The organism is Amycolatopsis antarctica, from assembly GCF_002262875.1.
Lineage (GTDB): Bacteria > Actinomycetota > Actinomycetes > Mycobacteriales > Pseudonocardiaceae > Amycolatopsis > Amycolatopsis antarctica.
In genome coordinates, this window is record NZ_NKYE01000010.1 from 42,482 (window position 1) to 57,306 (window position 14,825).

8 protein-coding genes are annotated in these 14,825 nt (G+C 71.2%); 1 reads left to right on the forward strand and 7 read right to left on the reverse strand.

The genetic code is table 11. The features are described 5' to 3' along the window. Positions 1-5,886 carry a type I polyketide synthase gene (locus CFN78_RS17170; RefSeq protein WP_094863988.1) on the reverse strand — a complete coding sequence of 1,962 codons (5,886 nt, stop codon included), beginning with the start codon at positions 5,884-5,886 and terminating at the stop codon, positions 1-3. A gap of 499 nt (positions 5,887-6,385) precedes the next feature. Further along, positions 6,386-7,138: a helix-turn-helix transcriptional regulator gene (locus CFN78_RS17175; RefSeq protein ID WP_094863840.1), complete on the reverse strand. Its 753-nt coding sequence runs from the start codon at positions 7,136-7,138 to the stop codon at positions 6,386-6,388. 320 nt (positions 7,139-7,458) lie between these two features. Between CFN78_RS17175 and CFN78_RS17180 the strand changes: the two genes are divergently transcribed. After that, positions 7,459-8,610 (forward strand): nucleotide disphospho-sugar-binding domain-containing protein, encoded by a 1,152-nt coding sequence (locus tag CFN78_RS17180; protein ID WP_165777592.1) that lies wholly within the window; start codon positions 7,459-7,461, stop codon positions 8,608-8,610. A 122-nt stretch (positions 8,611-8,732) separates the two neighbouring features. Here CFN78_RS17180 and CFN78_RS17185 read toward each other — a convergent pair whose 3' ends face one another. The 5 genes from CFN78_RS17185 to CFN78_RS17205 all read right to left on the reverse strand — a co-directional run bounded on the left by CFN78_RS17185 (position 8,733) and on the right by CFN78_RS17205 (position 14,512). Beyond that, on the reverse strand, positions 8,733-9,467 hold the full coding sequence (locus tag CFN78_RS17185; RefSeq protein WP_094863842.1) for a class I SAM-dependent methyltransferase: 735 nt from the start codon (positions 9,465-9,467) through the stop codon (positions 8,733-8,735). 25 nt (positions 9,468-9,492) lie between these two features. After that, entirely contained in the window at positions 9,493-10,656 is a 1,164-nt protein-coding gene (locus CFN78_RS17190; RefSeq protein ID WP_094863843.1) for a DegT/DnrJ/EryC1/StrS family aminotransferase, read from the reverse strand. Between the two features lie 51 nt (positions 10,657-10,707). Further along, entirely contained in the window at positions 10,708-11,979 is a 1,272-nt protein-coding gene (locus tag CFN78_RS17195; protein WP_094863844.1) for a class I SAM-dependent methyltransferase, read from the reverse strand. Between the two features lie 94 nt (positions 11,980-12,073). Then, entirely contained in the window at positions 12,074-13,069 is a 996-nt protein-coding gene (rfbB, locus tag CFN78_RS17200; protein ID WP_094863845.1) for a dTDP-glucose 4,6-dehydratase, read from the reverse strand. Positions 13,070-13,126: 57 nt separating this feature from the next. Beyond that, complete coding sequence (locus CFN78_RS17205) at positions 13,127-14,512, reverse strand: nucleotide disphospho-sugar-binding domain-containing protein (RefSeq protein ID WP_094863846.1); 1,386 nt, start codon at positions 14,510-14,512, stop codon at positions 13,127-13,129. Positions 14,513-14,825: the final 313 nt, after the last annotated feature.

Consider the following 14,825-nt stretch of genomic DNA (forward strand, 5'->3'; position numbering starts at 1 on the left):
TCAGTCCTCATCTCCCTCGAGTACGGCGAACACCACGGGATCGGGTCGGTCGTCGACCGTGGTCGCCCAGGTCGCGATCCGCGCCCGGCCGCCGGAGAGCAGCACCCAGCCGTCGTCGTGTACCCCGTGCACGGTCAGTGCCTGCGTCATCAGGCCGGTCTTGCGGATGCACTCGATCGCGCTCCAGATCCGGGTTCCGGCCACGGTCACCGATTCGCCGGTGTCGGCTACGAGCAGGTCGCGCACGGCGAGCAGGTCCGCGCCGAGCAGTCCCGCCCAGTCCTCCTCCGTCCGTTCCACCGCCGTCTCCGCATCGCAGGCCAGTGCCCCGGCACCGGCGACGACGAGGGTGAGGCCCGCGGTGTGCGAGGCGGACACCTCGGCGCCGCCGATCTCCGGCTTGCCGTCCGCCCGGTAACGCACCAGCACCGGCCGGTCCAGTGCGCGGCTCGCGGCGAGCCGCGTCTGGGCGCGGCGCTGCGCCGTGGTCGCGACCTCCACACCGGCCGGGTCGGGTTCCACCACCACGGCACGGTTTCCGCCGAGTACCCGCTCGAGCGCACGTTCCAGGTAGGAGCCGAGCATCGAGGGCACCCATGGGCCCGCGCCGCGCCGGGTACGGACCGCTCGCAGGGCGAGACCCTCCCAGCGCTCGACCATCGCGCCGTCCGGATCGCGGATCTCCAGGTCGTAGACGTAGCTGTCCCCGTCCTGCGACCGTTCCCGCGCGTCGAGCACCACGTACTCCGCGGCGCCCGAGGGCGAGTCGGACAGGTACAGCCGCTCGATCCCCTGTGGCAGCAGGATCGCGTCCGGGACACAGCACTGGATCGCGTGCATCATCGTGTCCCGCGTTCCCGGGTCGGCCAGAATCCGTTGCTGCGGAAGGAAAGGTGCGAACCAGGTCGAGTCCGAACCGGCGGCGACCTCGGCGACGGCGTGCCGGGCGGAGGCCCGCCGGTAACCGGTGAGCTGCTGGAACCGCTTGCCCTGGAACAGAACGCTGCCGTACAACTCGGTGACCGGGTCGACCGGCACCACGGGAATCTCCGGGGCGGCTGGGACGCTGCCACCGGGAACGGCGCCGCGCGGGAACCGCAGCCTGGCCCGGAAGTGGTCGGCACTGAAGGCCGTCTCCCCGCTGCGCAGCACCACGTCCACCGTCCCGGTGTCCCGGGCGAGCGCGGCCAGCCGGATCGTCGTGGATCCGCCCGGCGAGACGACGATCGGCCGCAGGAACTCGACGTTCTCCAGCAGCGGCACCCCGTCCTGCCCGGTGACCGCGGCGGCGACCTGCGTCATCGCCTCCATGCCCATCACCGCGGGGAAGAGCAGGTCGCCGTCGAGCAGGTGGTCGCCGAGGTACGGGTCACTGCCCGCGGACAGGTCGGCCTCGGTGACCAGTTCGATGCCCGGGTAGTGCACGACGGCCCGGTCGACGAAACGGGTGAGCGGCAGTTCCCTTCGCTGCACCGGCAGGGTGGCCAGCCCGGCCGTGCGGCCGCAGACGACGAGTACCGGTGGCGCGGCCGGATCGGCGAGCACCTGACGCAGTACGTCGATGCCGTCCTCGGTGGGGATTGGCGTGATGCCGTCGCGCATCAGTGCCCCGACCACGCCGAGGCGTTCGCCCATGCCCGCGCCGGACCAGACGGACCATTCCAGGGCGAGCACCCGCGCCTGCGGGTTGCGGGCACCGAACCGCAGCGTCTCCTCGGTCATCCAGTCGTTGGCGGTGGCGTAGTGCGCCTCGCCGCGCAGGCCGGCGCGGCCGATGATGCTGCCGAAGGTGACCAGTAGCTTGACCCGGCTCTCGTCGACGGCGCCGAGCACGGCCCGCAGGCCGGTGATCTTCGGCGCCACGGTCTGCCGGAACGCGTCCTCGGTGAGGCTGAACAGGGCGGCCGGCTCGTTGCGTCCCGCGCCGTGCAGCACCGCGGTCACCGGGCCGAGTGCGGCCTGGAACCGTTCCACGGCGGCGCGGACCTGCTCGGCGGAGGTGACGTCGGCACGCTCGTACCGGTAGGTCACCCCGGACGCGTCCATCCGGGCCAGGTTCTCCGCGAGTTCGGTGTCCTCGGCGGGATCGCTGCGGCCGAGCAGAGCGAGCGAGGCGTGCGAGTCACGTGCCATCGCCAGCGCGCTCTCGGCGGTGATGCCCTTGCCACCGCCGGTCACCAGCAGGACGTCCTCGCGGCCCAGCGGTACCGGTCCGTGCTCGCCCGAGGCCGCGGGGACCGGGCGCAGCGCCGGCACCGTCCGGGTGCCTGCGGCGTCGTAGCGCACCTCGGCGAAGTCGGTGGTCGCGGCGGTCTCGATGACGACCCTGGCCACCGCCTGATCGATTGCCTCCTCGTCGTCGGGGGTGACGTCGGCGAGATCGACGATGGTGGTCCGCGCCGACGGGTCCTCCAGGCGCAGGGTCTTCGCCAGCCCGGAGGCACCGAGCCCGTGCTGGACGACGACGAAGCGGGTGCCGTTCGGCGCGGCCATGACGGCCCGTCCCGCGTCGAGGAACAGGCCGAAGTGGGTCTCGTCGCAGTCCGCGGGCAGGCACAGCAGGACGCCGTCACCGACGCCCGCCCTGGACAGCCCGAGCTGGAGCCGGTCGGCCAGCGGGTGGCCTCCCGGGGCGTACACCGCCCACTGGCTGGTCGAGTCGCCGCGCCCGGTGTCGACGATGGGCCGCTCCGCGGGCAGGTACTGAACCGCGAACGGGCGCACCCAGGGCGCGACGCCCTGGACCTCGCCGTCGGCGGTGTTGTCCGCGGGCTGCGCGGTCTCCGCCAGCTCGTCGATCATCTCGGCCAGGTCGCCGAGGCAGACGGTGGCGAAGTTGGGCATCCCCTCCAGCGCGGGGCGTCCCAGGGCGCGGGTGACGTCGTTGACGATCTGGCCCACGGTGATGGAGCTCAGGTGCAGGTCGTCGAGCGGGTGCGTGTCCGGGGTGACGGTCTCCAGCGGCAGTTCGACACGCTCGGCCGCGAGCGCGCGCAGCAGTTCGAACGTCGTGCCGCCACTGTCGGCGCCGTCCCCCTGGCCCTCCCCCGTGACCTCCGCAGGGGGTGCCGCGACCGCGGGGTGGCGAGGGGATGCGCCCCCCGCGGTCGCGGCGATACCGCCGTCGACGCCGTACCGGGCCAGGTCGGCGTCGATGGCGGGAGCCGCCTCACACGGGCTCTCCAGGAAGGTCATCTCACCGTCGACGGCGAGCGGGCGCACGGCCCGGCCGGCGAACAGCGGGGCGACGTCCACCGGGGCACCGAGCACGAAGGCCGCACCGACCACGCGCAGCAGCGCGCCGAGGGAACCGCTGTCGGTGTCGACGGAGAGCACGGGGGTGGTGGGGGCGATCTCGCCGAGGAGGCCGGCCAGCACGCGGCCGGGGCCGACCTCGACGGCGAGGTCGCAGCGTTCCGCGACCTTGGCGGCGGCCTCGCGGAAACGCACCGGGAGCACGACCTGGTCGCGCAGCAGCGTCCGCAGGTCCTCGGCGCCGTGCAGCACGTCGCCGGTGACCGTGGAGACCACCGGCCGGGTGAGCCGGGCGAAGTCGAACTCGCCGAGCCGTTCGGTCATCGCCTCGGCCGCGGGCTCGACCGAGGGCGAGTGGAAGGCGTGCGAGACGTTCAGCCGGGTGGCCGTGACGCCCTGGGCCCGGGACCGTTCGCAGACCCGGTCCACCGCGTCCGCTGGCCCGGAGATCACCGTCTGGCCCGGGGCGTTGTATCCGGCGATCACCACGTCCTCGCCCGCGGCGAGCTGTTCCACGCGGTTCGGGTCGGCGGCGAGTCCGGCCATCGCCCCGCCGCCGTCGCTCGCGGTGGCCATCACGGTGCCGCGGACGGCGGCCAGCCGCAGGAGCTCGGCCTCGTCCAGCGCCCCGCCCCAGTGCAGGGCGGTCAGTTCGCCCAGGCTGTGCCCGACGGCGGTGTCCGCGTCGATACCGAGGTCCCGCAGCACCCGCAGGGCGGCCAGTGACCCGGTGACGATGCGCGGCTGCGCGACCTCGGTGGCGACCTGGTCGCCGCCCGCCGGCAGTCCGGCCGTGTCGAAGACGTCCTCGGCGGTGGCGAAGCGGCGGCGCAGCGCACCCGCGGCGCCGCGCCCGGAACCCTGGCCGGGGAACAGGAATGCTATTCGCGGGGCCGCACCGCGGTGGTCGAGGAAGATGCCCTCGGTGGCCGCGAACACGGAGTCCTGCCCTCCGTCGACGAGTTCGAGCAGCCGGGCCAGTTTGCGGGCCGCCTCGTCCGGGTCCGCGGCGACGACAGCGGCCCGCGCCTGCCCACCGGTGCGTTCCCCGGCGAGGGTCGCGGCGAGGTCGGTGAGCTCGGCCGTCGACAGCGTCGGCGTGACCGCGGCGAGCCGCGCGATCCGGACCCGCAGTGCCGCCGGATCGGCGGCGTCGACGACCAGGAGCTCGGCGTCCTGCCTGCCGGAGACGAGCGCGCGGGTGCGTTCGTCCAGTTCGGTGCGGCGTTCGACGTCGGGGGCCTGCTCGACGGCGATGTGCGAGTTGATGCCGCCGAAACCCATCGCCGACACCCCGGCCCGGACCTGCTGGCCTGCTGGCCAGAGCTCCGCCTCGCCGGGCACGTACAGCGCCGCGGATTCCCCGGTGAGCAGCGGATGCGGGTCCCGATGCCCGGTGCCGGGCGGGATCACCTGGTGGTGCACGGCGAGGGCCGCCTTGATCAACCCGGCGACCCCCGCCGCTGCCTTGGTGTGCCCGAAGTTGCCCTTGATGGTGCTCAGCGCGGCGGGTCCGGCGGTGGCGTCCGCCGATCGGCGCGCGGTGGACAGCGCCTCGATCTCCGTGGCGTCGCCGAGCGCCGTGCCGGTGCCGTGCCCCTCGAAGTAGGACACGGTCTCCACGCCGTAACCCGCACGTCCGTACGCGCGCCGCAGGGCGAGCCGGTGCCCGCCCGCCTCCGGCCGGGTGATGCCGCCCTTGCCGTCGGAGGACACGCCCCAGCCGGTGATCGAGGCGTAGATACGGGCGCCCCTGGCCACCGCGTCGCTCTCGCGCATCAGCACGATCACGCCGGACCCCTCGCCGGGCCAGAAACCGTTGGAGTCCTTGTCGTAGACCTTCATCTCGCCGGTCGCCAGCGCCCCGGTCTTCGCGAAACCGATGACCTCGAAGGGGTCGATGGAGAGGTCGACGCCACCGGCGATGGCGACGTCGAGGTCACCCTCGGCGAGCGCGTTGGCCGCGGTGACGACCGAGAGCAGCGAGGACGAGCAGGCGCCGTCGACGGTGTAGCCACCACCGGCGAGGTCGAAGTAGTTGCAGATCCGGCCGGCGATCGTGTTGGCCAGGCCGCCGGCGAGGGTGTCCTCGTTGATCTCCGGGAACGGCGCCTTGTACTGGGTCTCCAGTTCGGCGAGGAACCCTGCCGTCTCCTCCTCGCCCCAGCCCTTGCCCGTCAAGGCGGCGGCGACGGTGCGGCGCACGTACGGCCAGCGCAGGCGCAGCACGTTGGCGCGGGAGAACTCCCCGGTGAGGCTGTTGCCGAGAACCACGCCCGTGGTCTCCCTCGGCAGGCCCTCGCCCTCGGCGAAGCCGGCGTCGGCGAGGGCGCGGGTGGCCACGTCGAGCGCCAGCCAGTGGGTCATGTCGGTCGAGCGGAACGTGCTGCCGGCGACCTTGTACTTGACCCGGTCGAACTCGAAGTCCCGCAGCACGGCCGCCTTGGCCGAGTAGAAGCGGTCCGGCGCCTTGGGGTCCGCCGAGAAGTAGTCCTCGCGGTTCATCCGGACGTCGGGGAGCTGCCGGAAGGCGCGGCGGCCAGCGAGCACGTTGTCCCAGAGCTCGTCCGGTGATCCGGCGTCCGGGTAGCTGAGCCCGATACCGACGATCGCGATCCGCTCGTTGTTCACATCGACCACCACAATCCACGGATAGACACTGGACCAGACTCGTTCGCGATCACGTTTTCCCCATTCCGGCGAATTCCCGGCAGTGACGGGACGCTTCCCGCCGTACCGGATTCGGCGGCAGTTTCCGATTTCTCGGTAACGTCGAGGTCGCTCATGGCTGCCTTCCATCTGCAGGCCGATCACCGATCGGCCGTTGGTCCGATGGGCCGACGACTGTGGACATCGCTGGTGAACTGGGAAAGTGGCGTTCTCCGCGGCCGACTCCAGCTTGCCCCCGTGGCGTACCTGTGTCTTCTTCCATCATGCCTGCCGGATCGGGGCTCACCCGGGCAACGGTCGCGGGGCGGTACCCGAGGTCGGAAGACGACGGGCCGGAGGAGAAACCGGCCATTGTTCGAGCGATTCTCCGATGCACGCCGGAAAAGAAGGGAACACCTCGAATCGGGCGCGGTGATATTCGCCCGCGGCAACGGAAACAGGAAATCCGGCCGTGCCGGGATCAGCCCGCCCGGCGCGCGGGAGCGTCGGCCACCGGGCGGAACGAGGGCAGCGCCGTGAGCACGGGCGGGTCGACGGTGCGCATCGGGCGCAGCCGCACGTCGGCGATGCGCGCGGCCAGTCCGTCCTGGATGCCGACCGGACCGTGCAGGCCGATGTGGCGCGCCGGAGCGTCGGCGTCCGCCGGCCGCGGAGGGCCGGAACAGGCGGCCACGTACCAGGTTCCGGGAGGAACGTCCTGCAGGCTGTACTGGCCGGGCCGTTCCAGCACCGTGCGGCGGACCGGAGAGCCATGCAGCATCGGCGTGCCGAACAGGCCCACGAAGATCCGTTCGACGGACTCCCCGGAGGGCACGACGACCTGGCCGCGCACCACCGTCGCCGCCCGTCGCGGTTCCGTCCCGCCGTGCTCGTCCGGGGCGGCACCCTCGCGGCGGCGATAGGTACTCGGTGATACGCCCACGCCGTTGTGGAAGCGGGAGCTGAACGTGCCGACGCTGTTGTAGCCCACCTGGTGACTGATGTCGACGATGCTCAGCGAGGTCGAGGTGAGCAGCCGTTTCGCCTCCTCGATGCGCATCGCCGACAGGTATCTGCCCGGGGAGATACCGGTGACCTGCCGGAAGACTCGGGAGAAGTGGAACTTACTGAACATCGCCGACTGGGCGAGATCGTCCATGGTTATCTTGTCGGCCAGTGACAGGCGCATGGTGCCGATCGACCGCTCGACGGCCCGTACGAGCATCGTGTCCATCGCCCATTCCTTTCGCCGGAAGAGCGTCGTGATCGAGACGCGCCTGCCGATGGAATTTGTTTCCCCGCATTCTCATTCGCGAGCGGGAAGGGGCGTAAGTGCCGCCGTCACCGATTGACGTGAACATTCTCCGGTGCACCGTATGAAAAACTCATACGCGCACCGTGCGCATCTCCGGCGGACCCGGTCGTCCACCAGGTTCTCCTTGGCATGCGGGAAGAAGACGCCGGAGGCGGCCGCGATGGATGCTGACTGCCCGGATGGGTCACGTGCGCGGGACGCGGGCCCGCACCGACTGCGCAGCCGATCTTGGAGGGCACGTGCGGATCCTGTTCACCACCGTGGCGCTGCCCGGCCATCTGTTCCCGCTGGTTCCGCTCGCCTGGGCCTGCCGTGCGCTCGGGCACGAGGTCATGGTCGCCACCACGGACAACTTCCTGGCCGAGGTGGCACGCGCCGGACTGCCCGTCACGTCCTGCGGACCGGAGTCGGGCCTGCGGGACCTGCGATCCGCCGCCGCGGTCGCCCTCGACGGTGACCGTCACCCCGCTCTGTCCATGTCGGATCAGCGATACGCGCACGGACTCGCCTTCGCCCGGATCGCCCGGCGGAGCCTCGACGGTCTGCGCGCGCTGACCGGGACCTGGCGGCCGGACGTCGTCGTCAGTGAACGTGCCGAGCTGGCGGGGCCGATCGCGGCCGCGGCCCTCGGCGTGCCGTCCGCCGAACTGCACTGGGGTGCGGCGCCGCTGCCCGAGTACCGCTCGGCGGCGGCGGCCGAGCTGGCTGGAGAACTCGGCGATCTGGGACTCGACGACCTGCCGGACCCGGGACTGCTGCTCAACCCGTGGCCGCCGAGCGTGCGCGGTACCTATGCCGACCGGCACTACACGCTGCGCGCCGTCCCGTACAACGGCGAGGCCCGTGTCCCGGCGTGGATGCTGTCGGCGGCGGACCGGCCCCGGGTGTGCCTGACCCTGGGCACGGTGCTGCCCCGGCTCGGCAGGCACGGCGGCGCCGAGTTCCTGCTGCCGCTGCTGGACCGGCTTGCCGGGCTCGGCCTGGAGATCGTGATCGCCGTCGACGACGAGATCGCCGCGACCTGGCCCCGGCTGCCGGACGCGGTTCGCTTCGCAGGAAGGCTGCCGATGTCGCACGCGCTGAGCACGTGCGCGCTCTCGATCAACCACGGTGGGCAGGGCACCGCGCTCACCTCGCTCGCCGCGGGCACGCCGCAGCTCCTGCTCCCCCGGTTCGACGACCAGTTCGACAACGCCGACGCCGTGGTGAAGTCCGGTGCCGGGCTGCGGCTGCTGCCCGAGGAGATCACCGCGACCATCGTGGCGCGGCGGTGCGCGGAACTGCTGGAGGACGAGGCGTATCGCACGGCCGCGCGCGGCATCGCCGCCGAGATCGCCGCACAGCCCTCTCCGGTCGTCGCCTGCCGGCGGCTCGAAACCCTCGTCGCCTGACTCTCCACCCGGCCCATCACCCCCGGCAACCACTCGAACGGCCTACCCAGACCGCAATACGTCGACGAATTGCGGCCTGTCGCGGCGCAATATGTCGACGTATTGCGGTCTGCGGGTTCGGGTTACTTGCGGACGCCGACGTACATACCAGGCGCGTTGTGCCTACCGTCGGCGAGCCGCAACGGCTCCTCGATGAACTCGACCGTGCAGTCGGCCTGTTCGAAGGCGGCCACGTACTCGTCCGGGGTGAACAGACTGGTGACGAGAACGTCGGTGAACTCGGTGATCCCACCTGCCTCCGCCACCACGAACTTGATCTCCATCCGGGTGGTGAGGCCCTGCCGGACCGAACGGGTGATCCGGGAGACGACCCGGCCGTCCTCCTTCAGCATGTGCCCGCCGACGTAGCCGTCGATGAAGTTGTGCGGGAACCACCACGGTTCGACGACCAGCACCCCGCCGGGCTCCACGTGCGCGGCCATCCGGGAGACGGCCAGGTCGAGATCCGTGCTGGAACCCATGCAGGCCACCGCGTTGCCGATGCAGACCAGCGCGTCGAAGGTCCGGCCGAGGTCGAAGTCCCGCATGTCACCGGGACGCACCGGAACCGACGGCAGGCGCCGCTGCGCCACCGCACGCATCGCCGGGGCGATCTCCACCCCCTCGACGTGGTCGAACAGGTCCGCGAACCGCTCCAGGTGCGCGCCCGTGCCGCACGCGAGGTCCACCAGCGTCCTCGCACCGGGCCTGCGCGCGGTGATCATCGAGGCGATGTCCTCGGCCTCCGCGCCGAAATCCTTGCCGCGGCCGCGGAAGACGAGGTCGTACAGCTCGGCGTGGTCATGCCCGTACTCCATGGGATCTCCTCGTGGTGCTTCGGCGTCAGCCCCTGGCCGGGGCCGAGCTCTGGGCGGTACGTGACGTCACGGACTTCTCCAGCGCGGCGGCGACGAACGCGACGTCGTCGTCGGTGAGCGCCTGGTGCATCGGCAGCAGCAGCGTCCTGGCCGCCGCCCGCTCGGCGCCCGGCAGCCTGGCGCTCGACCCGTACGCCACGACCTGGTGCAGCAACGGGTAGCGGAACGTCGTGTAGATGCCGCGGTCGAACATGTCCCTGGCGACCAGGTCGCGGATCGCAGGGTCGAGCTGCACCCAGTACATGTAGTGGGAGCTCTCGTGTCCCGCGGGCAGCGGCGGCGGTGTGCCGATCCCGGCGACGGTGCCGAGCGCCTCCTCGTACAGTTCGGCGATCCGGGCGCGGCGGCGGAGGAAGTCGCCGAGCCTGCCGAGCTGCACCACCCCGACGGCGGCCTGCATGTCGTTCATGATCGACCGCCGGGAGAACGAGTTCACCTCGAACTCCCACCACCGCGTGTGCGCCTTGAACGCCTCGGAGTACCCGCTCGTCTGCTCCATGCCGAAGTACGCGAGCTGCACCGCTCGCGCGGCCAGTTCGGGATCGCGGGCGTACAGGATTCCACCGTCCACGGCGACCGCGATCTTGCCCCAGTCGAAGCTCCACAGTCCGATGTCGCCGAACGTTCCGCACGCTCGGCCGTCCACACTGGACGCTTGCGCGTTCGCGGCGTCCTCGACCAGCCAGACGCCGCGGTCACGGCACAGCTCGGCGATCCCGGCGATCTGCCCGGGCCTGCCGCCGTAGTGCAGGGGCAGCACGGCTTTCGTCGACGGCGTCAGGCAGGCCTCGACGTCGGCGACCGTGGGATTGAGGGTCCGCGGGTCGACATCGCAGAACACCGGCCGCGCTCCACGGGCGGCGACGGCGTTCGCGGCGCCGACGAAGCTCACCGAGGGCAGCACGACCTCGTCGCCGGGGCCGAGTCCGATCAGTTCCATCGCCAGGAACGTCGCCTCGGTGCAGGAGTTGCTCGACGTCACCTGTTTCCGGTCCACGCCCAGGTGCTCGGCGAACGTCCGCTCGAAGGCGTCCACTTTGCTGCCCCTGCCCACCCAGGAGGTCTGGAACACCTCCTGGACGGCGGCCAGTTCCTCGTCCCCGAGACTCGGCTGGAATACGTTGATCACGTCAGCCTCCCGGCCGTGAAGGGGTTCGGCGGTGCCGGCGCGTGCCGGGTCTCAGGCGGCGGCATCGTTCACCGTTTCCGCGGTCACCACGGCAGGCAGCGGGATCGGCACGATGAAACCGCCGCCCGCGCGCAGGAACTCGCTCTCCTTAGCGAGGATCTCCTCGGCGTAGTTCCACGCCAGCAACAGGTAGTAGTCCGGCGGGTCCCGGCGCGCGTCGGCGGGCGAGAGCACCGGAATGTGCGTACCGGGGGTCACCGTGCCCTGCTTGCGTACGGTCGTGTCGGTGCAGAAGTCGATGTCGGCGGCGGTGAGGCCGCAGAACTGCAGCAGTGCGCAGCCCTTGGAAGGCGCGCCGTAACCCGCCACCCGCTTTCCCTCGCCGACGAGTTCCCGGACGGTGGAACGGATCCGGCCGATCGCCCGCTCGGTGCGCTCGGCGAACGCGAGGTACGGCGCGTCGGTGCCGATACCCCGCGTGGTCTCCAGCGCACGCAGTTCCGCCACCGACGGCCGGACCCCGTGCGGGGAGGACTCCGGGGTGGCGAAGACGATGATCGAGCCACCGTGCACCGGCGCGCGTTCCACGTCGATGACCCGCAGTCCCTTGCGGGCGAACAGGGTGGTCAGAGTGGACAGCGAGTAGTACGACAGGTGCTCGTGGAAGATCGTGTCGAACTGGTTGTCGTCGAGCAGGTCGAGCAGGTACGGCACCTCGATGGCCAGCACGCCGTCCGGGGCGATCACCGCGTTGACGCCGTCGAGCACCCCCTGTACGTCGTCGATGTGCGCGAAACACTGCCGCCCCAACACGAACTTCGCCCGCCCGTGTTCCTCCTCGATGCGCAGGGCCACCTCGGCACCGAAGAACGTGGCGAAGGTCGGGACGCCGTTGCGGTTCGCGACCTCCGCCAGGTTCCTCGCCGGGTCGACGCCCACGGCGCGCATTCCGGCCTCCTGGAAGATCCCGAGCTGTGTACCGATGTTGCTGCCCAGTTCGACGACCAGGTCACCCGGAGCCATCCCGGACCGTTCCGCGGCGACCTCGGCGACGTGTCGCATGTGGCCGGTGATCTGCGCCGAGTCGGAGGTGAGGTAGACGTAGTGCCCGAACAGCACCTCGGGGTCGATGACGTGCCGGATCGACATGAGCCGGCACCGGCGGCACACGATGACGTCGAGCGGGTAGGCGGTCTCCTCGTAGGAGTCCGCGGGCGGCTGGAAGCCGTTGGCGAGCGGATGCGACCCGAACGAGATGACCTCGATCCAGTCGTCCGCGTCGCAGACCCGGCAGTGGTCGACCCGCCGGACGATGTCGTTCATGACGCCTCCTTGCATTCACGAAAGGGACGGAGCACGAGAGATACGGAGCACTTCAGGAGCGGAACGGGGTACCACGGGAAGGAACGGGGCGGTCTCACGCGGCCTCGGCGACGGCGGCCGGGGAACTCAGCGGTTCCCACCACGCGCGGTTGGCGCGGTACCAGTCGACCGTCGCGGCGAGCCCGTCCTCCAGCCGGACCCGTGGTGTGTAGCCGAGTTCCGCACGGATCTTGGTGATGTCGAGCGAGTAGCGGCGGTCGTGGCCGAGCCGGTCCGGTACGTGGTCGACCACGCTCCAATCCGCCCCGCAGGCGTCCAGGAGGCGGCCGGTGAGCTCGTTGTTGGTCAGCTCGGTGCCGCCACCGATGTGGTAGACCTCGCCGGCCCGCCCGCCGTCGAGCACGAGCTGGATCGCGCGGCAGTGATCGGAGACGTGCAGCCAGTCGCGCACGTTGCGCCCGTCGCCGTACAGCGGCACCCGCCGGCCGTCGAGCAGGTTCGTCACGAACAACGGGATGACCTTCTCCGGGTACTGGTAGTGACCGTAGTTGTTGGTACAGCGGGTGATCACCACGTCCAGGCCGCGGGTGCGGTGGAAAGCCTGCACGATCAGGTCGGATCCCGCCTTCGCCGCCGCGTAGGGCACGTTGGGGTCCAGTGGTGTCTCCTCGGTCCACGAACCCGTGTCGATGGAGCCGTAGACCTCGTCGGTGGAGACGTGCACGAAGCGGCCCACCCGGTGCCGGTCCGCGGCCTCCAGCAGAACCTGGGTGCCCACCACGTTCGTCTTCACGAACTGCGCGGCACTCACGATCGATCTGTCCACATGGGTCTCGGCGGCGAAGTGCACGATCACGTCGTGCCCGGCGACGACCTCGTCCACCAGGTGCGGGTCGCAGGTGTCGCCCCGCACGAACCGGAAACCCGGATGGTCCGCGACCGGTGCCAGGTTCATCGGGTTGCCGGAGTAGGTCAGTTTGTCGAGCACCGTGACGCTCGCGCCGGACGCCCCGGGCAGCCGCCCTTCCAGCGTCGCCCGGACGAACTCCGAACCGATGAACCCGGCGCCGCCGGTCACCAGAACCCTCATCTGCTTCTCCTTCCACGACCCCGGTCCCATCCCCGGCGCACGACCGGGGCGGCTGGGTCATCGGTGACGGTCGCGGTGCAGCTCCGTCAGGGTTTCCAGTTCGCCGACGATGTCCGCGGGGCTCGGTGTCGCCGCCCATTCCCGCCGGATCGCGGCGGCGCCCTCGCGGAACGAGGGCTCACCGAGCACTCGGACGATCTGCTCACGGATGTGTTTCACCGGCTGCGTCTGGTGGTCGAGCCGTACCCCGGCCCCGCGGCGGACGACCATCCGCGAGGTCTCCGTGGCCGTCACCTGTTTCTGGCAGTCGAAGTTCCAGTCGATTCCGTCTCCGCGCACCGTTCCGTAGCAGTGCACGGCCTCGTCGGTGTCGCAGACGAGCTGGGGCACGCCCATCGCGGAGGCGGCGCCGAAGGTGCCGATAGATCCGTGGTGGATCAGGGCCGAGCAGGTCGGCAGCAACTGCGTGAGCGGGATGTAGTCGACGGCGCGCACGTTCGGCGGCAGCGCGCCCTCGACATCCATCAGCTGATTGGCGTTCAGGGTGGCGACGACCTCGATGTCCAGGTCTGCCACCGCCTCGATCAGGGTGGCGGTGCGGCCCCAGTCGCCGGTGAGGAAGTTGCGGGCCGAGACCCCGAGTGAGACGGCGACGCGCGGAATGTCCGGCGTGCCGTGCAGCCACTCGGGAATCTCCCCGGATCCGTTGTATGGCACGTATCGCACGTCGACGGTCGGCAGGCCGCCGGTGAGCCGCAGGTCCGCCGGGAACGGATCGATGGTCCACTGGCCGAGCAGCAGTTCGGTGTCGACGTCCAGTCCGTACCGTTCGGCGAGGGGGCGCACGGTCCGCGTCAGTGGGTCCTCCGGCAGCGCGGCGAGCACGTCCGCGGGCGCCGCCGCGAGGCGTTCGTGCACCCAGCCCGAGTAGTCGGGTGCGTTCAGCGCCCTGGCGTGCGCCGCCCCGCACGCCCGCGCCGCTACGGCACCGCTGGGCAACCACGGGTCCCAGACGACCAGGTCGGGTCGCCAGCGCCGGGCGAAGTCGATGAGCGCGTCGATGTCCTGCCGTGGTTTGGGCGGGTGGAAGTCCCTGGCGGCGAGCACCTGGAAACAGTGGAACATCTCCCAGGTGGCGAGTTCGTCCCTGCCGAATCCCAGCGCCCGGGAGAAGACGCCGGTCTCGGCGGCCGTCGGGAGCAGTGATTCGAACTCCGGGTAGCCGCGGTCGTGCACCGCCAGGAGTTCGGGCTCGCCACAGGACACGCCGCTGAGCCCGGCGGCCCGTACCGACCGCTGGAAATCCGGGTCCGCGATGCCGGTGCCGATTCCGGCCGGTGCGGCGACGCAGACCTCGTGACCCGCCGCCTGCAGTGCCCAGGCATAGGGCACGAGCGGCAGGAAGTGCGCGGGGGCGGGGAAAACGGTGAACAGGACCCGCATGGACGCTCCTTCCGCGTCTCGTCGCACTCCGCGCCTCGCGGGGATCCGCCGGGACGTGACGTCTGGTTGTCGTTCGCCGGGATGGCCGGGTGGCCGCGACCGCGCCGGCCCCGGCACCACCGCCGTCCATGCTCGGCTCCCGGTCGCCGGGGCACATCTCCCAGCGTGCGAGGCTCCGCACACCAGCACGTTCGCGGACGGGGCACGGCGCACGCGGGGAGACGAGCGGCCCGGCGAATCCGTGCGAACGTCGCGCGGGGAAACACTTTCCGCCTTCCGGCGGGGACGCAGACGCCCGCGACGAGAGACGGGG